We start from the raw sequence: 16,889 nt of genomic DNA on the forward strand, positions 1-16,889 counted from the left end.
CTTGGAGCCAGCGCCGAGCCGGGTCACAATGAGGGCATGAGCTCCGACCTGATGGACAGCCTGGCCGACGATGAACGGCCGGTGCGGCGCCGCCGGGTCTCCGGATTCACCGTGGTCGGGGTGCTGTTCCTGGTGGTCGGGCTCGTCGCCGTCGGCGTGTACGCCTACCAGTACTTCGGCAGCAATCTGGTCGCCGACCGGGCGTACCAGCAGGAGAAGAGCACACTGAAGCAGCAGTGGCAGGCCGACCCGGCCCCAGCCGGCGCGGCCCAGGCGGCGCCCGCCGCCGAACAGCAGCGGGTCCCCGGCCAGGCGATGGGGCTGATGCGGATCCCGAAGTTCGGCGCCGACTACGAGGTGCCGATCCTCACCGGCACCGAGACCGGCACCCTGGCCAAGGGCATCGGCTGGTACGACTCCTCGGTCCGCCCCGGCCAGCTCGGCAACTTCGCCGTCGCCGGGCACCGGGTCACCAACGGCGAACCGTTCCGGCGGTTGCTGGAGCTGCAGAAGGGCGACCAGGTCATCGTCGAGACCCGGGACGCCATCTACACCTACGTGCTGGACACCTCACCCGCCGATCTGACAGTCCAGGACGACGACACCTGGGTGCTCGACCCGGTACCGGGCAAGCCGGGGGCCCAGCCCACCCAGCCGCTGATCACCCTGACCACCTGCCAGGACCTGTTCCACTCGGTCGACCGCTCGATCGGCTTCGGCCACCTGCAGAGCACCCAGAACAAGTAGCCGCGCCGCACGCAATGCGGGCCATGACCGAGCTAGTCGATGAGCGTGCGGCCCTGGTCCTGGTGGGGAATCAGGGCAGGCTGGGACTCCGGTGGAGCCGGCTTAGCTGCGTCGGTCTGGTCGCGGGCAGCTTGGCGTAGGTCGCGGAGGCGTTGTGCTTTGCGGGCGCGGCGGAGTCGCTCGCGTTCGCGGGCTTCGTCGGCTGCTTGTTCGGCTTCGGCCTGTTCCTTCTCCAGCTGGGTTCGCCCGTTGCCGAGGGTGTCGCGGAGGAGTTGCTCGGTCCGGGACAGGGACGCGGCCGGGTCGTTGATCAGGTGATCGGGTGGAGGATGGTCCCAGGTCCCGTGGCGGCTGACCCAGGCTTCCTGCCCGGCCGGTGTTTTCCAGTGGAACACCCCCGGGGAGGGTTGCTCGACCCGGAATCCGGCGTGAGTTCTGGCGCGGTGCGAGGCCCGGTTCAGCGGCCCCAGGTTGTCCGAGCTGGTCGGTCCCTCCGGGGCGGGAATGGTGTGGTCGAGGTCGATGCCGCGGCCGAACGCACTGCGGTTGGAGCGGGGGAACATCACATATCGATCGCGCAGTTTGACCCGCTGCGCCAACTCGTCGGAGGGCCGGTAGGTGTTGACCATCACCGGCGCGGCCAGGTCGATGACCGGCCGCACCTTCACGGTGCCACCGCATTGGGCGAGCAGCTCCTTCAAGTGCTGCAGGGTGACCGGCCCGAGGGCGTCGCCTTCGCCACCGCGGCCAATCGCGAGGTCGCGGGAGGTCATGTGAAGGATGAAATCGGCACCGTGACGGCACCGCTCGGAGGTGGGTGTGACGATCTCCCCGTGCTTGTTGACCACATCGCCGGCGGGCGTCACGGTCGCCCCGTCGAATAGCGAGGGCTGCAGCAGTTGCCGCGCCCGCTCCGGGTGGGCCAGATGGCCCAGGGCTTCGGCACGCAGCTCGTCCCTGGAGGCCGTCGAGCCACCGGCCTTCAGCACGTCGGCGAGGCGATCCAGGGTGCCGTTCAACTGGGCGGCGTCACCGGCGTCGAGGTTGGCGTAGAGGTCGGTGATGCCAGCGATGGTCCTGTTCGGGGTGAACTCCACGCGGCGCTGCTTCCTCGCGGCCTGCCGTTCGGCTTCCTTGTCCTCGTTGAGCATCAACGCGACCTGGGTCTCGGTCGTCGCGACCGCTCGTTTCGGGGTCAGGGGCACCAGACGGAGTGACCACAAGGAGTCGAACTCGCGGGCCTGGGTGAAGGACAGCTGCAATGCCGCCCGGGAGACGTCCCGGGCGACCCAGACGGGAACGTCACAGTCCAAGGTGGCCTGCCACAGGATCGGGTGCCGATGGCGAAGGTTGAGCACGTCGGCGGTCCACACCTGCGCGGTCTCCGGTGAACATCCAAGGGAGAGGGCGAGTTCGAGGTGGAAGAACTCGGTGATGCCGGGCGTACCGTCCGCACCGGGGAACACGAGCTGCTCCCCGTGCAGGACGCGGGCGGTCAACTCGTCGGTGTGGGTGTTCAACCCGGAGTAGGTGTCGCAGGCGGCGGCGATCGCAACCAACCGGCGGGCTTCGGCCTGGGCGATGGTGTCGCTTTCGGCGCGGATCGCTGCGAAGACCTGGGCTCGTTCGGTGGTCATCTGTGGTCACCTCCTCTCATCTGCCATGTCTAATAATAGCACGTATGTACGACTCTGAACCCGCGAGTTTTGATCTTTTTCTGGGGCTTGGTTTCGACTCGTCGCTGCGCTCCTCGCTCGACCGGCGCAGGGGCGAAGGGGTTCATCTCGACACGGTCGCTGCGCGACCTGCTCGATGAACGTGAGGGCTCGCTCGTGTCTGGGGCCGATAGGTTGGGGGCCATGTCCGACCGGGAAGAGCTCATTGAGCACATCAAGGATCTGGCCGTGGTGCACCAGCGGGTGACGCTGTCCTCGGGGCAGGAGGCCGACTACTACGTCGACATGCGGCGGGTGACGCTCGACGGGGTGGCCGCGCCGCTGGTCGGGCGGGTGATGCGGGAGCTGGTCGCCGATCTGGACTTCGACGCCGTCGGTGGGCTGACCCTGGGAGCGGACCCGGTCGCCACTTCGATGCTGCACGCCGCGGCGTACGCCGGTCAGCGGCTGGATGCCTTCGTGGTCCGCAAGTCGGAGAAGGCGCACGGGCTGCAGCGCCGGATCGAGGGCACCGAGGTCACCGGTCGCCGGGTGCTGGTGGTGGAGGACACCTCGACCACCGGCGGTTCCGCGCTGACCGCCGTCGAGGCGCTGCAGCAGGCGGGTGCCGAGGTGGTCGCGGTGGCCGTGGTGGTGGACCGCAACACCGTGGCGGCCGAGAAGATCGCCGAGGCCGGTCTGCCCTACCGCTACGCGATCACCGCCGAAGAACTGGGCTTGGGCTGAGGCTGGTCTAGGCTGGGCGGCAAGTTGTCGCGCATCGAAGGAGCACCCCGTGACCGCATTGATCATCGTGCTGGTGATCCTGGCCATCGTCGTCGTGCTGGGCCTGGTCGCCATGAGCATGTACAACGGTTTCGTCAAGCAACGGAACATGATCCAGGAGTCCTGGCGCCAGGTCGACGTCGAGCTGAACCGGCGCTACGAGCTGATCCCCAACCTGGTCGAGACCGTGCGGGCCTTCGCCGCCCATGAGCGCAACACCCTCGAGGACGTCACCCGGTTGCGCAACCAGGCCGCCCAGGTCGCCAGCCAGGAGGGTGACATGCCGTCCGAGCAGCGCGCCCAGACCGAGGAGGCGCTCTCGGGTGCGGTCCGCAACCTGCTGGTCTCGGTGGAGGCGTACCCGGATCTGAAGTCGAACCAGAACTTCCTGCACCTGCAGAAGGAGCTGACCGAGACCGAGGACCGGATCGCGGCCGGCCGGCGCTACTACAACGCCAATGTGCGCGAATACAACACCAAGATCGACTCGGTGCCGACCAACGTGATCGCCGGGATGTTCAAGTTCGAGAAGGCCACCTACTTCGAGGTCAACGACCCGCAGGTACGCCAGGCCCCGGACGTGAACTTCGGCGAGATCGCCTACCGCGGCGAGGAGCAGCAGGCCCCGCCCCAGACCCAGCAGCAGGCACCCCAGCAGCAGGGCCAGCAGGGGCAGCAGCCCGCGCTGCCGCAGCAGGGTCAGCAGCCCTACGGCCAGCAGCAGAACTACGGCCAGCAGCAGAACTACGGCCAGCCCGAGCAGTACGGTCAGCAGCAGTACCAGCCGCAGCCTCAGCCCGGCCAGCAGTCTGCGCAGCAGCAACCGCCTCAGCAGTACGGGCAGCCGGGCCAGTACGGGCAGCCGGGCCAGTACGGGCAGCCGGGCCAGTACGGGCAACCGGGCCAGTACGGGCAGCAGCCTCCGCAGCAGTGAGGTGACCCGGACCGCCCCGTAGGGTGGGCGCGTCCCGGACCTGCAGGAGCCCTGAGATGACACGTTGGAAGCTGGTCGCCGCGCTCGCGGCGGTGGCCGCCGTCGTGATCGCCTCGGTGATCGTGCTGCTGGTCGGCTCGGGCCGGCAGGCGGCGACCCCGCCACCGGCCCCGCCGCCGGTCCGGATCGATCCGCCGACCCAGGGCACCGCGGCGCCGACCGCCGCCCCCACCTCCCTCGGCGAGGAACGCCCGATGCCCGGTGACCAGACCGCCCAGGTCGAGGTCGCCAACGCCTACATGGACGCCTTCCTGCGCCCCGGTACGCCGGCCGAACGCGAAGCCAGGCTGAAGGATCTGGCCACCCCGAACGATCTGGTGCTCGCCAAGCAGGTCGCCAACGAGCGGCTGCCGAACGCGAAGCGGAAGTCCAGCGCGGCCCTCGACCCCGGTGTCGCCCGCGCCAATGAGGCGTACGCCCACGTGCAGCTCACCGACGACACCTGGTGGGGGATGGGGCTGGTCAAGGACCTCACCGCACCGAAGGGATGGCGAGTCTCCTTCCTGGAGAAGGAGGGGCACTGATGCCCCGATCCGGTACGCCCCGGCGGTCCCGTCCCCCGGGGGGCTGGGTGCCCTGGCTGGTCGGTGCGGTGGTGTTGATGCTGATCTCCGGGCTGCTCTCGGCGCTGGCCACCGTGCAGCTCACCCCGCCGCCGCAACCCGCGCTGATGACCGCGAACCTGTCCGCCACCTGTCCGGCGCCGGTGACCAACTCCGGCCCGCCCGGGGGTGGCAATGTGCCGCAACCCGCGTCGGGCAACAGATCCGGGCCGGGCGTACGCAATCCCGAACTTGCCGCCCCGGAGACCTTCGAGCAGCTCGACGAGGTCCAGCTCCGCAACGCCAAGACCATCGTCGCCGCGGCCCGCTCGGTCGGTGCCAACGACAAGGCGGCGGTGATGGCGCTGATGGCCGCGATGGTCGAGACCCGGCTCTACAACCTGGCCTCCGACGTGCCCGGCCAGGAGGACTCGCTGAACTACCCCAACGACGGCGTCTCCACCGACCACAACTCGGTCGGCATGTTCCAACAGCAGCAGTGGCACGGCACCCCGGCCGAGCGGATCGATGTCACGAAGGCCACGATCCTTTTCCTCAAAGGAAAAGAGCGCCCCGGGCAGATCTCCGAGCCACCGGGACTGTTCGACAAGAAGGACTGGGAGACCCGACCCGCCGGTGAGGTGATCCAGGAGGTGCAGCGCTCGGCGTTCCCCGGCCGCTACGCCCAGTTCGAGCAGTTCGGGCAGCAGCTGCTGGCCAAGATCTCCGCCGAGGGCGGCGCCGGGATCCCACCGATGACCACCCAGCCGGTCGGCTGCGGACCCAATGCCTACAGCGGTTTCGGCCCGCCACCGCCCTGGTTGTCGACGATGCTCGCCGGTGTCCAGCCCGACACGATGCTGGTCGCCGGTGCGATGGCATCGCAGTTCCCCGAGATCAAGATCTACGGCGGCGTACGCCCCGACGCACTGCCCGACCATCCCAGCGGGCGCGCGGTCGACATCATGTTCTCCAGCGCCTTCCCCGACTTCAAGAGCCCGCAGGCGGTCGACTACGGCAACCGGGCCACCGAGATGCTGCGCCAGAACGCGACCGCGCTCGGCATCGACTACATGATCTACAACGAGCGGATCTGGTCGGTGAGCCGGGCCGCCGAGGGCTGGCGGCAGTGCGGGACGCAGGCCAGCTGCTACACCGGCCCCGACGACACCTCCGCGCACCGCGACCACGTGCACGTCACCACCTACGGCAATGTCGGCAAGGGGATGCCGCAACCGGCGGCCATCCCGGCCGGCGGGGGCAGGGCGGTCGCCCCGCTGCCACCGGGATACCAGCCCTCGGGGCGGTTCGGTGCCCGCGGCTCGATGTGGTCCTCGACGCACACCGGTGAGGACTTCCCGGCGCCGATGGGTACGCCGATCTATGCGGTGATGGACGGTGTCGTCGCGCCGCAGATGTCGCTGGGCTGGAACGGCAACGCGGTGGTGGTCAGCCACGCCGGCGGGATCAACACCCACTACGCACACATGAGCGCGATCCTGGCGAAACCGGGGCAGCAGGTCCGCGCCGGAGATGTCATCGGGCTGGTCGGTTCCACCGGCAACTCCTCGGGGCCGCACCTGCACCTGGAGTACTACCCGCCCGGGATCCGGCCCGGGGACGTCTACAAGGCGCAGGACCCGGTCGCGTTCCTGCGGGCGAACGGAGTGACCTTTGGCTGAATCGGTGCGGTTGCAGGCACCCGATGGCGTACGCCCCCCGGCGGGGGTGGGCCGGCTGCTGGACGCGGCCATACCCTGCCAGCTCTGCGGGGAACCCATCGGCGAGGTGGCGAATCTGCTGATCGAACGCGCCCCCGACGCGGACCAGCGGGGTGAGTGGCTGCGAGTCCGGCCGCGGCATCCGGCCTGTGGCCCGGCCGAGGAGGTGCTGCTGGACGCGCCGGCCCAGCTCGATCCCAGCCGTGGTGTGCACCGGGTGGGCTGTGTCGCGCTGCCCGACGACCGGCCGGCGCTGCTGGTCAATCCCGATGTCGATGCGCCGGTGTTCCGCGGGGACCACCCGGTGCTGGCCGAGCTGCTCGAGGGGGCGGGGTGGGTGGCCTGGCCGCGGCCGCCGCAACCGATCAGCGGCTGGGTCCAGGTGCGCACCGAGGATCCGGCGGCGCCGGTGGTCGAGGTGCTGACCGGGCTCGGCTCGATCGTGCTCGATCCAGCCCCGCCGGAATGGGCCGCGCTGGTCACCGCCGCCGGTGAGTTGCCGGTGCTGGCGCTGCTGGACCACCACGTCGACGACTGGCTGCAGGCCTCCGGGTGGACGCAGGTGGCCGAGCTGCTCGATCGCGGGGTGCTGATGGCGGGGCTGGTCCAGGTGCTGCCCGATTCCGCGATCTGACACGCCGCCGGGGTGGTCCAGATCACGTTCTGACTGTCGGTTAGTGTCAGCAGCAGATCGCTCACCGTGGGCGATGGAAGGAAACGTGTGTCATGGCCACTGACTGGGCTGCCGACGTCAAGAAGCATGTCAAGAACGCCGACGACGAAGCGATCGCCGGCATCGTGAGGCATTGCGGAATCTCCTTGCACAAAGCCGATTCCTCGATGGTGTCGTTCTCGGACAAGGCCGAGACCGATCGGGTGAAGAACGGGTTCATCGCCAAGAAGCTCGGTGTCACCGACGACGCGAAGGCCGACGCGGCCATCAAGGCCGTCGGGGAGCAGCTGAAGGGGTCCTCGCGCAAGTACCGTCCCACGGTCTACTACCTGCTCGCCGATCACTTCGGTCAGCTGGACCAGTTCAAGAAGTCCAAGAAGTGAGCTGACACCGCGCCCCCGCCTCCACGGGGGCGCGGTCACGCCGCGTCGCGGCGTACGCCGGCCAGCCAGCGCAGTTGCCAGCCGCCGGCGACCAGCACCAGCACCCCGAACCAGGCGCCGTAGCCGAACGGGGTGGCGTCGACGCGTCCGTCGGCGAACCGGGCCGGGTTCCCGCGCAGCGCGAGCGCATAGCCGACCATCCAGCAGCCGAGCGCGGCGACCAGCAGCCAGGCGATCCCGAGGATCCACAGCGGGCGCCGCGGGCGCTTCAGCCAGCCGACGGTCAGCCAGGTGAGCACCACCGCGGCGGCGAGTACGCCCCCGAGCGCGGCCAGGGTCTGGGTGATCGGGGCCGGCAGGGGCGCGAACGCCGCGAGGAGCATCAGCACCACGACCGCCAGGGCGGCCCAATTCGCGGCCCGACCGAGTCGCTGTGCCCGCACCGATGGCCTCCCGGGGTTGCTAGGTTGAAATCGAGCGTGGTCAGTCTTCCACGCGCCGATGCTGAATGATCGTCCGAGAGGTGCCACGATGACCAGCACCCCGCCGCCGGGACCGATGCCGGGGCAACCGGTGCCGCCGCAGGGCATGCCGCCGGGGCCGGTGGAGTGGCAACTGGTCGAGCACGTCCCCGGTGATCCGTGGAGCGTCGAGCTGATCGTCTGGTCCGGGAACGCCATCGACGGGGTTCCGGTGCCGGTCGACGACGCGCTGCTCGGTGCGCTCGCCGAGGTACGCCGCCGCCGGGCCGATGTGGATGCCACCTTCGCCGGCGACCCGCTGCCCGAGGGGCCGATGACCGAGGCCGGCCCGGTTGGCGAGGACGCCGAGGACGAAGACGCCGAGCGCTCCCGCTTCGGCCGTTGGTGGGATGGTCTGGGGCGTACCACCGGATCCGCGCAGGCCGACCGCTGGCTGGCGAACGTGCCGGTGAAGTGGCAGCTCGCCGGCGCCGCGCTGCTGCTGCTCGTCTTCATCCTGGTGATGGTCATCGGCCGCCTGATGAGCTGACCGCCCGCGCCACTCTGCGGCTCATCTTCCACTCTGCGGCCTGCATGCAAGCCGCAGAGTGAGAGTTGGTACGCGGAGTCGCGGATCAGTGGTGTTGTCCGGTGATTCTTCGCTGTGGATAACCCGGATCTGCGCCTGTCGCACACCGCTTCTCGATGGTGGGCTGGTGGCATGCATCACCGACGCCGGGATTATCTGGGCCGAGGACACAGCGCGGCCGAGTTGGCGAGCGCGCTCCGGGCCGGCGAGTTCGTACGCCTGGGGCGCGGCATCTATGGCGAGGCGGGCTCGTGGCAGACCCCCGAGGATCGGCATCGTGATCTGGTGGCCGCCATGGTTCCGGATCTCAAGGCCGGTTCCGTGCTCAGTCATGTCACCGCCGGGGTCCTGCATGATCTCTGGCTGCCGGCCCGCGCCCTGGATCGGGTGCAGGTGGTGCGAGCGGGCAAGGGCGGTGGATCGGTATCGCGATACCTCCACGTGCATCGCGGTGGGTCGCAGCGATCGGTGCCCGCACCGGGCCTGGAGATCGAGATGACCGATCTGTTGACCACCACGATGGACCTGTTGCGGCAATTGCCGATCGCCGATGCGGTGGGCGTGGCGGACTCCGCGCTGCGCCGCGGCCTGGACCGTGACGAGCTGCTCGAGGAGCTGGATCGCCGGCGCCGGGTGCCCGGGAACCGGACCGCGCGGATCGCTGCGGAGTTCGCCAACCCACGAGCGGAAAGCCGCGGCGAATCCTTTTCCCGTTGGCGAATCCACGAACTCGGCCTACCCGCACCGGAGTTGCAGCATGACATCGAGACCGATGCTGGCGAGTTCGTGGGTCGCTGCGATTTCTGGTGGCGGGATCGAGGCCTGGTCGGTGAGTTCGATGGAAACGTGAAGTATGGCCGATTGCTGAAACCCGGCCAATCGGTCACCGAGGTGGTGCTCGCCGAGAAGAACCGGGAGGAGGGGATTCGGCGACAGGGGGAGTGGCTGGTCCGTTGGACCTGGCGCGAGGCCGAGTCCGGTGACTTCTTCAAGATCATCGACCGAGGCCTGACACTCGCCGCGCGCCGGGCCGGTTGAGCCTGGCTCCACTGGGGGGCTTATCTCCACTCCGCGGTTTATCTCTCACTCCGCGGCGTGCATGCAAGCCGCGGAGTGAGAGTTGGTACGCGGAGTGAGAGTTGGTACGCGGAGTGGCGGGTTCATCTCGACACGCTGCCCCGGCTCCGCTCCGCTGCGCCGGGCCAGCTACTCGATGAACGTGGGGCGGATGGTGACTCGGCCAGCTACTCGATGCGCGCGTGGCCGGTCGCTAGGCTGCCGGCATGTCCTATGCCGTTGACTTCCACACCGTCTCGACCGTCGGGCTGGAGTCCTCGCCCGTCGCCGACGCACTCGCCGGGTTGCGGGCCAACGAGGCGCGCTATTTCAAGAACAAGTACGACCACACCTTCACCGTCGAGGCGGCCAGCGAGCCGGAGGGGAAGGCGGCGGTCGATCGGGTGAGCGGAATCCTCAAGCAGGAAAGGGATATCGTGATCGCCTCACCGGCGCTGGAGGCGACCGACTTCGAGGTCGACGGCATCCGGATGACCTACGTCTTCTATCAGAGCGGCCTGTCCATCAACGTGATGTACACGCTCGCCGACGGCGGCAAACGTGCCGTGGGCTTCAAGCTCTCCGACGGCATGGAGGTGCCCGACGAGCTCGGCGCCTTCAAGTTCGCCCGGCAGAAGTCGAAGCTGGCCGGCACGATCCGCGGTTCCTACTTCGTCCTCAAGGGCGAGCACTGACTTCGACTCGCTCGTTCCTCGCTCGCTCAGTCGGCGTGGTGGGGCCAGGCGTTCAGCCCGACGACCCAGGCCAGGCCGAGGGCGGCACCGAGGACGGGGGAGTAGATCATCACCCCGACCGCCAGCAGGCAGCCGAGTACGCCGAGCGCGGCGCGCCGGCCGCGGCGTACCTCGCCGCCGAAGATCCATGGCGCGATCACCGCCGCGATCGGCAGCAGCCACGCCGCGAGCGGCAGTCCACCCGGGTCACCGGCGAGCGCGATCGAGGTGCGCACCGCCAGTGCCAGATAGGCCCAGCCGACCAGCAGCGCGGCGAGCGCGACCAGCCAGTCCTTGCCCAGCAGGGATCTAGCGGTACTCACTGGCGGCCTGTTCGGCGACCTGGGTCAGGTGGCTACGGTGCCGCAGTCGGCTGGTCGCCACCTCAAGCTCCGCCGAGGCCTGCCGGGCCGCGCGCCGGGCACCGGCCAGCTCCGCATCGGAGGCCAGTCGTTTGGCGTGCCGGCCGGTGACCAGCTGGAAGTCGCGGCTGGCCGCGTCCCGGCCGCGGCGGGCGTTCTCGAACTCCTGCTCGGCCTGCCGCAACTGCCCGGCGTAGTGATCGGCGCGGGCCAGCGCCATCCCGCGGTCGTCGAGCTGGGAGGTCAGGCTGCGCAGGAAGGAACCCTCCATCGCCCGCGACTCGTTCGCCTGCTCCCGCATCCCCGGCTGCCCGGCGCCGGCCGCCCGGCCGCTGCGCTGACCCAGCCCGGCGGCCGCCGGTGCCAGCCCCGGCGCCTCGGCACGCGCCGCCCGGGCCGCCTCGGCGGACTCCGGGTCGGGCCCGGCATCGGCCGCCCGGGCCACATTCGGCCCGCCACGGAAGTAGTTGTAGTTGGTCGAGTTGATCTGGATGCCGGGCTGCGGCGGCGGCTGGTTGGCGAGCTTGTCCGCGGCCTCCTCACGCGCCTGGCTGGAGCGTACGCCCGCGCCGAGCGCCGCACCCAGCCCCGGCACCCGGGCCAGCGGACCGGCGGCCGCGGCACTGACCCGGCCCGCCTCCTCCGCACCGAGTGAGCGGACGATCTCCTCGCGCACCCGGAGCCGGTTCCGCTCATCCATCGGGGTGCCGTGCTCGCTGACCCAGCGCTCCTCGGCCTCACTCAGTGCGGCCGCCACCCGGGCGTCCTGCTTGCGCCGGGTCGGTGCGTTCAGGCTGCGGCCCATGGTGCCGGGCCGGTTCACCCCCGGTGCCCGGCCGGCCGGGCCGCCGTTGCGGGACACCGCGGTGGACCCGCCGCCGGCCATCCGGTTGCGGGCCGCGGTCATCTGGGCCAGCGCGGCCGCCGGCAGATTGGTCACCGTCTGGGTGATGGTCCGGGGCTCGTCCCGCCCGGCCCGGGCCTCGACCGACCCGGAGGCGGTCGCGGTCGCCGGTTGCGCATCGCCGCGGATCAGCGAGACCACCTTCCACAACCCGAGCAGCAGCATCACCATCAGCACGGCCTTCATGCCCATCCCGGTACCGGGCAGCTTCAGCGCCGCGGTGACCAGCAGCATCGCGATCGTCTGCAGCAGTTGGAAGACGAAGCTGAGCAGCAGTGCCTTGAACCAGGTCATCAACCAGGCCCGGAAAATTCTCTGGGTGGGTGGGAAGAGCCCGAGCAGCGCGATCACCGGTAGGAAGAAGAACAAGGCCACCAGCACCGAGTTCCACAACAGCAACAACCCCGAGGTGACGACCAGGAAGGCGCCGACGAGCACCGCGAGCAGCATCGAGAACAACCCGAGGTTGACCCGCTCCCCGGCGTTCGCACCCTGCCAGGTCGGGTACTGGTCGTGGTACTGCGACCACACCACCTCGCGGACGATGTTCCACTGGCCCTGCCGGTTCTCGATCTTGTCGTCATTGGGATCGGTCGGATTGCCCGGTGGTCGATCACCCCAGGTGGCCTCGGTGGCGGTCTGGCCCTGCGCCCACAGCTGCACCAGCCGGACATCGCTGCCGGGCTGGTTCGGCGGCGGGATCAACCGATCCGCCGATGCCTTGAAGCGCTTCACCTCCCCGGTGGTGAACGGCATCGGATCGGACAGCGAGGTGCCGAACTGGCCGGTCGCCCACGGGTCGAGCACCACGTTCTGATAGATCAGGCAGTCGAAGGAGCGGCGGGCGTCCCCGCTGCTGGTGGAGCAGAACGGGCTGGACTGGTTGGGCAGCAGCACCGAGGAGAGCTGGCCGTTGGCGTCGTTGATGGTGTTCAGCGCCGAACTGGTCAGCCAGTAGTAGTTGGGTTTCTGCTCACTGCCCCCACCCTGGGTGACCTGGGTGGAGGGCAGCACCAGGAAGGTGCCGATCACCATGAAGATGCCGACGCCGATCAATGCCTGCAGGGTTTCCCGCTGTTTGCCCGGCCCGCGCATCCCGCCGGTGAAGACCACCAGCAGACCGGTCAGCATGATCATCACCACCGACATGGACAGGAACAACCCGGTGGACAACCGGTTCACCGGCGCGACAGCCTGGTCCAGCAGATTGATCACCAGCTGCGGGTTCGCGGCCAGCCCACGGACCGAGATCGCACCGGCGCCGACCAGCTTCGCCAGATCGAAGATCGAGTTGGCGACCATGTTCAGCGCCGACGGCAGGTACGCGCAGTTGTAGTCGGTACGCGGCGGGAAGTCCTTGAATCCCTCCTGCTGCGCCAGTTTGGTGTGCGACCAGGTGGCGCCGGAGGTCCCCATCGCCTCATAGAGGGTGTACGCCGGCATCGGGCGCCCCTTGGCGGTGTCCCAGACCTCGACCGGTCGCCCGCGCGGGTCGAACAGCTGCCCGACCGCCATCATCGACGCCGCGTCCTGGGCGTACGGCTGGTTGCCCGAGAACATCGGCAGCGGTGCACACTCCGGCGGCTCGGCGGCCCGCGAGGTGCCGGTCGGCAGCAGTGCGACCACCGCCACCAATGCGAACACCAGCACCAGCAGGGTTTTTGGGATCCGTCGGCTGAGCGAGCGAGGAACGAGCGAGTCGAAGCCACGTCGCTTCGGGGGATGCCCCTTCGACTCGTCGCTGCGCTCCTCGCTCAGGGAACGGGGGGAGGTCACGACTGGCCCCCGACGGGTTCGGCCGCCTCGGCGTCCTCCTGCTCGCCGAGCACGCCGGCTTCGGCGACGGCGGCCTCGCGCTCGTCGTTGGTGATGAACTCCCACTCCCACGGGTCGGCGGAGATCGGATGCCGCTGGGAGGCGGAGCGGGTGGTCGGGTTGGTGTCCGAGGCGCGCAGCAGTTCCTTGAACAGCAGGTCGATGTCGGTCAGTGCGACGTGGAAATCCATGTCCCGGAACAGGCAGCGGCCGGTCTCCAGGTGCCCACCCATCCCGATCGGCAGCAGCGCGGCGGAGATCACCTCGCTGTTGTGCCGGGTGAGCAGCGGGGCGACCTGCCGGGCGTCGGCGTCCGAGCGCTGCAGGAACGCGAACACCGACTGCACCTGGTTCGCCGAGGGCCCCGCATCCCCTTCCCGGGAAGAGGTTTCGATCTGCCCCAGCCGGGAGGCGAGCTGGTCGATCAGCACCGTGATCAACCCATAGGACCGGCCCTGGGCGAGGGTGGTCAGCAGCAGTTCCCGGCCGCCCTTGGTGGCGGTGACCAGATAGGACTCATCGACGAACAGCATCTTCGGCTGGATGTCACCGGTCCGCCCGGTGACCGGGTTCACCGACTGCTTGTTGTCCAGCATCTGCGCGGCATATTTCACCAGCACATACATGATCGCCGCGGCCAGCCGCTCCTCCTTGGACCAGGTGTCCTCACCGGTGGCCGACTTCGGAGTCTTCATGCCCCGCAAGGTGAAAACGGTACGCCGCTTCCGCAGCCGGGCGAACCCGGCCGGCTCCTCGGCGAAGGCCAGCGAGGAGTAGGGCAGCCCGAGCAGCTGACGCAGCTGGATCGCCGCGCGGGAGAACTCCCGCTTCATCTCGAACGGCACCTCCGGCAGCTGCTCGATCCGCGCGGCCTCCTCGCCGACGACCTGGACGACCTCCCACAGCGTGGGGCGTCGCACCTGCCGGGCCACCTTCTCGGCGACCTCGCCGCGCTGGTGGTCCGGGATCTGCTGCTGGGCCTGGACCTCGGCGATCCGCTGGTTGATCCGCAGCTGGTAACGCTGCTTGACGGTCTCGATGGCGGGCACGATCACATCGTCGAAGCGGTCGCGGACCTTCTGCCCGAGGAACATGGTGAGCATCTCATCGGCCAGCAGCGCGCCGGACTCCAGATTGGTCTCCACCTGCCACGGATCGAGTACGCCGGGGGCGGAGGCGACGATGTCGATCACCTCGGTGTCGGCCCAGAACTCCGGGTTCACCGGCGTGAACCGGGAGCGGGCGGTGCCGAGCACCCCGGCAGCGGCCTCGGCCTGGAAACCGGGATGGTTCACCTGCGGCCCGAAGGACAGGTAGTAGCAGAACTGGGCGAAGTCGACCTTCGGGTCGAGGACGACGGTCTGGACGCCGGATTCGCTTGCCTGGAAGAACATCAGCAGGGCCAGCGAGGACTTGCCGCCGCCGGAGCCGCCGACGATGAAGACACCGCCGCCGGAGTTGCGGGCCACCCCCGAGTGCGGGGAGTGGAAGACCGGTACGCCCTGGGATTCGCCGATGTAGTTGCCCATCCAGCCCAACGAGCGGCCCTCGGCGGAACGCACCTGCCGGTCGCCGATGACCACACCGGCGCGCGGGAAACCGACACCGAACTGTTCGGGATCGGTGAGCCGGACATAGGGGACCGAGACCAGTTTCGGCCCGGTACCGGGCAGGAAGCTGGCCAGCATCCGCCACTGGTAGCGGCTGGGGCGGACCAGGATCGCGTCGTTGAGGGTGTTCTTGGTGTCGATCACCAGCGACTCCACCCGGGCGTTCAGCTCCTCCAGGGTGGGTGCGGAGACCTGCACCATGATCTGGCCGAGGACACCGGGCTTGGGTGCCTGCCGGGCCCGGGACAGCGCATCCTCGGCGCGTACCTGTTCGTCGGCGACCAGGATGTCGGTGATCTGCCCACCGGTCGCCGAGCCCATGTTCTTCAGCTCACCGCGCAGGTTGTTGTTGATCTTCTCCAGCTGCTCCCGGAATTTGCGTGGAGGCAGCAATTCCATCCGATAGGACACCTCGACCCCGGCGTTCGCGAAGTGCCGGATCCAGGCCTGGCCGGCATTGGTCGCGGTCTCCTCGGGCCACTCGGCGACCGCCAGGCAGGCGGTGTAGGAATCCAGCGCATCCGACTCGTCGGAGCGGTCGGCCTCCGCGACGTTCTCGTTCAGGGTGGAGATGTGCAGGTATTGCCGCCGGTTCTCGGCGGTGAAGTCCACCCAGAGCGCGAACTCGCCCTCACCCCACGGCTTGCTCTGCGGGAAGTCGTTCATCGTCGGCGCGAAGTGCCCGGCCAACGGCTTGCGGATCAGCCACATCCGATCGGCACGGCTGATCGGCTGCACCGGCCCCAGGGTGGCGACGTTGCGCAGCACCCGCTGCGCCATCACCTCCCAGCGCGCGGCCAGATCCGGCGGGATGAACTCGTCGTGGCCGCCCATCAGCGCCGCGTTCGCCGACTGCTTGATCTCGGCCAGCGTCGAGGTCGCCAGGGTGTCGATCTGGATCAGCAGGTAGGCCACCGGGCGGACGGTGCGGGTGTGCCGCAGGAAGAACGCAGTCGCATCCAGGTAGGTGCGGTAGAGCCTCGAGGGGTTCCAGGAGTTGCGGACCAGCTGGTGCTTCCACTCATCGACGTTGAACGGCTGGTGGGTCAGCCGGTAGTGCACCTGCACCGGTTCGCCGTCGGAGGCGGTGTTCACCAGCGCCTGGGTGGCCTGGTAGGCGAGCGCCTCGACATCCTCCGCACCCATGTACATGTCGCCCACCGGCTCCAGCCGGAACCCGGTCCACACGGTGTTCTGGTGTACGAACACCGAACCGTCGTCGTAGCGATAGCCGAGCCGCAGATCCTCGCGGGCCTGCCGGCGCTGCCCGCCACCGGCGGCCGCCTCCGGCCCGGTACGCCCGCGGCGCCGGCCCGCGGTGAGCGCGGACCAGACCACTCCGATGGCGACGAAGAACGCCACCACCAGCAACGCGATCAGGATGCCGTTGATCATCCGCGACCCCGGTCATCCGAACCGTAGTGGTCGGCGTACACCCGCCGGGTCTCGAACCAGTCGCCGTCGGTCGGCTCCCAGATGATCGCCTGCCAGTGGATCTGGTCGGGTTCGGAGTCCCGGCTGAAACCGGAGATCCGGCGCGGCTGGGCGAAGGTGTAGTCGGCGAGCACCGCCATCCGCTGCGGCAGGGTCATCCGGTCCTCGCTCGGCCGACCGGCCCAGAAGTAACCGATCACCCCGGCCAGCACCGCCGCGACCATCCCGATCACGCTGACGATCGGGGAGCCGACGAGGCGGCCGACGATCGCCGCGATGGCGGCGCCGACGACGAAGAACCCGCCGCCGACGGCCGCGCGGACCGTCGACAGGCCACCGGGAATGGCGATCCCGCCGAACTCCCAGAGCTTGTTCTCCCGCTGTTTCAGCCGGGTGTAGTCACTCGATCGCATCGTCGCCGAT

General features: G+C 69.2%; 16 protein-coding genes. 10 read left to right on the forward strand and 6 right to left on the reverse strand.

Annotated features, from left to right (window positions below):
- Positions 1 to 36 precede the first annotated feature (36 nt).
- Positions 37 to 747 (forward strand): class E sortase, encoded by a 711-nt coding sequence (locus tag C8D81_RS13580; RefSeq protein WP_229237960.1) that lies wholly within the window; start codon positions 37 to 39, stop codon positions 745 to 747.
- A gap of 32 nt (positions 748 to 779) precedes the next feature.
- On the opposite strand, the gene C8D81_RS13585 is transcribed toward C8D81_RS13580, so the two are convergent.
- A complete protein-coding gene (locus C8D81_RS13585; RefSeq protein WP_133626234.1) occupies positions 780 to 2,384 on the reverse strand; it encodes a hypothetical protein in 1,605 nt (534 codons plus the stop codon).
- Between the two features lie 222 nt (positions 2,385 to 2,606).
- On the opposite strand from C8D81_RS13585, the gene pyrE reads away from it, so the two are divergent.
- The 6 genes from pyrE (at position 2,607) to C8D81_RS13615 (ending at position 7,501) form a co-directional block, all read left to right on the forward strand.
- Entirely contained in the window at positions 2,607 to 3,149 is a 543-nt protein-coding gene (gene pyrE / locus C8D81_RS13590) for an orotate phosphoribosyltransferase (RefSeq protein WP_094404552.1), read from the forward strand.
- 49 nt (positions 3,150 to 3,198) lie between these two features.
- Complete coding sequence (locus C8D81_RS13595) at positions 3,199 to 4,122, forward strand: LemA family protein (RefSeq protein WP_229237961.1); 924 nt, start codon at positions 3,199 to 3,201, stop codon at positions 4,120 to 4,122.
- Between the two features lie 56 nt (positions 4,123 to 4,178).
- Positions 4,179 to 4,706: a hypothetical protein gene (locus tag C8D81_RS21000; protein ID WP_094458935.1), complete on the forward strand. Its 528-nt coding sequence runs from the start codon at positions 4,179 to 4,181 to the stop codon at positions 4,704 to 4,706.
- Positions 4,706 to 6,406: a M23 family metallopeptidase gene (locus C8D81_RS13605; protein ID WP_133626235.1), complete on the forward strand. Its 1,701-nt coding sequence runs from the start codon at positions 4,706 to 4,708 to the stop codon at positions 6,404 to 6,406. Before C8D81_RS21000 ends, C8D81_RS13605 begins: the two co-directional genes overlap by 1 nt.
- Positions 6,399 to 7,079: a hypothetical protein gene (locus C8D81_RS13610; RefSeq protein WP_133626236.1), complete on the forward strand. Its 681-nt coding sequence runs from the start codon at positions 6,399 to 6,401 to the stop codon at positions 7,077 to 7,079. Before C8D81_RS13605 ends, C8D81_RS13610 begins: the two co-directional genes overlap by 8 nt.
- A gap of 92 nt (positions 7,080 to 7,171) precedes the next feature.
- Positions 7,172 to 7,501, forward strand: a complete 330-nt coding sequence (locus C8D81_RS13615; protein ID WP_094356534.1) for a DUF2853 family protein — start codon at positions 7,172 to 7,174, stop codon at positions 7,499 to 7,501.
- Between the two features lie 35 nt (positions 7,502 to 7,536).
- On the opposite strand, the gene C8D81_RS13620 is transcribed toward C8D81_RS13615, so the two are convergent.
- Positions 7,537 to 7,944 carry a hypothetical protein gene (locus tag C8D81_RS13620; protein ID WP_094402754.1) on the reverse strand — a complete coding sequence of 136 codons (408 nt, stop codon included), beginning with the start codon at positions 7,942 to 7,944 and terminating at the stop codon, positions 7,537 to 7,539.
- A gap of 88 nt (positions 7,945 to 8,032) precedes the next feature.
- Between C8D81_RS13620 and C8D81_RS13625 the strand changes: the two genes are divergently transcribed.
- From C8D81_RS13625 to C8D81_RS13635, 3 genes are all read left to right on the forward strand, one after another.
- Complete coding sequence (locus C8D81_RS13625; RefSeq protein WP_094425749.1) at positions 8,033 to 8,512, forward strand: hypothetical protein; 480 nt, start codon at positions 8,033 to 8,035, stop codon at positions 8,510 to 8,512.
- Between the two features lie 171 nt (positions 8,513 to 8,683).
- Positions 8,684 to 9,589 (forward strand): hypothetical protein, encoded by a 906-nt coding sequence (locus C8D81_RS13630; protein WP_094404555.1) that lies wholly within the window; start codon positions 8,684 to 8,686, stop codon positions 9,587 to 9,589.
- Between the two features lie 245 nt (positions 9,590 to 9,834).
- A complete protein-coding gene (locus tag C8D81_RS13635) occupies positions 9,835 to 10,302 on the forward strand; it encodes a phage tail protein (protein WP_094404556.1) in 468 nt (155 codons plus the stop codon).
- A gap of 26 nt (positions 10,303 to 10,328) precedes the next feature.
- On the opposite strand, the gene C8D81_RS13640 is transcribed toward C8D81_RS13635, so the two are convergent.
- Genes C8D81_RS13640 through C8D81_RS13655 form a run of 4 tightly spaced genes read right to left on the reverse strand, consistent with a single transcriptional unit; the run spans position 10,329 to position 16,879 of the window.
- Positions 10,329 to 10,664: a hypothetical protein gene (locus C8D81_RS13640; RefSeq protein WP_094404557.1), complete on the reverse strand. Its 336-nt coding sequence runs from the start codon at positions 10,662 to 10,664 to the stop codon at positions 10,329 to 10,331.
- A complete protein-coding gene (locus C8D81_RS13645; protein WP_133626237.1) occupies positions 10,651 to 13,383 on the reverse strand; it encodes a type IV secretion system protein in 2,733 nt (910 codons plus the stop codon). Before C8D81_RS13645 ends, C8D81_RS13640 begins: the two co-directional genes overlap by 14 nt.
- The gene (locus C8D81_RS13650) at positions 13,380 to 16,427 is read right to left on the reverse strand and encodes an ATP-binding protein (RefSeq protein ID WP_094359187.1); all 3,048 of its coding nucleotides are present in this window, start codon (positions 16,425 to 16,427) and stop codon (positions 13,380 to 13,382) included. The genes C8D81_RS13645 and C8D81_RS13650 overlap by 4 nt, the downstream gene beginning before the upstream one ends.
- Positions 16,424 to 16,879: a hypothetical protein gene (locus C8D81_RS13655; RefSeq protein WP_094359185.1), complete on the reverse strand. Its 456-nt coding sequence runs from the start codon at positions 16,877 to 16,879 to the stop codon at positions 16,424 to 16,426. Before C8D81_RS13655 ends, C8D81_RS13650 begins: the two co-directional genes overlap by 4 nt.
- Positions 16,880 to 16,889 lie beyond the last annotated feature (10 nt).

The organism is Enemella evansiae (assembly GCF_004362375.1).
Lineage (GTDB): Bacteria > Actinomycetota > Actinomycetes > Propionibacteriales > Propionibacteriaceae > Enemella > Enemella evansiae.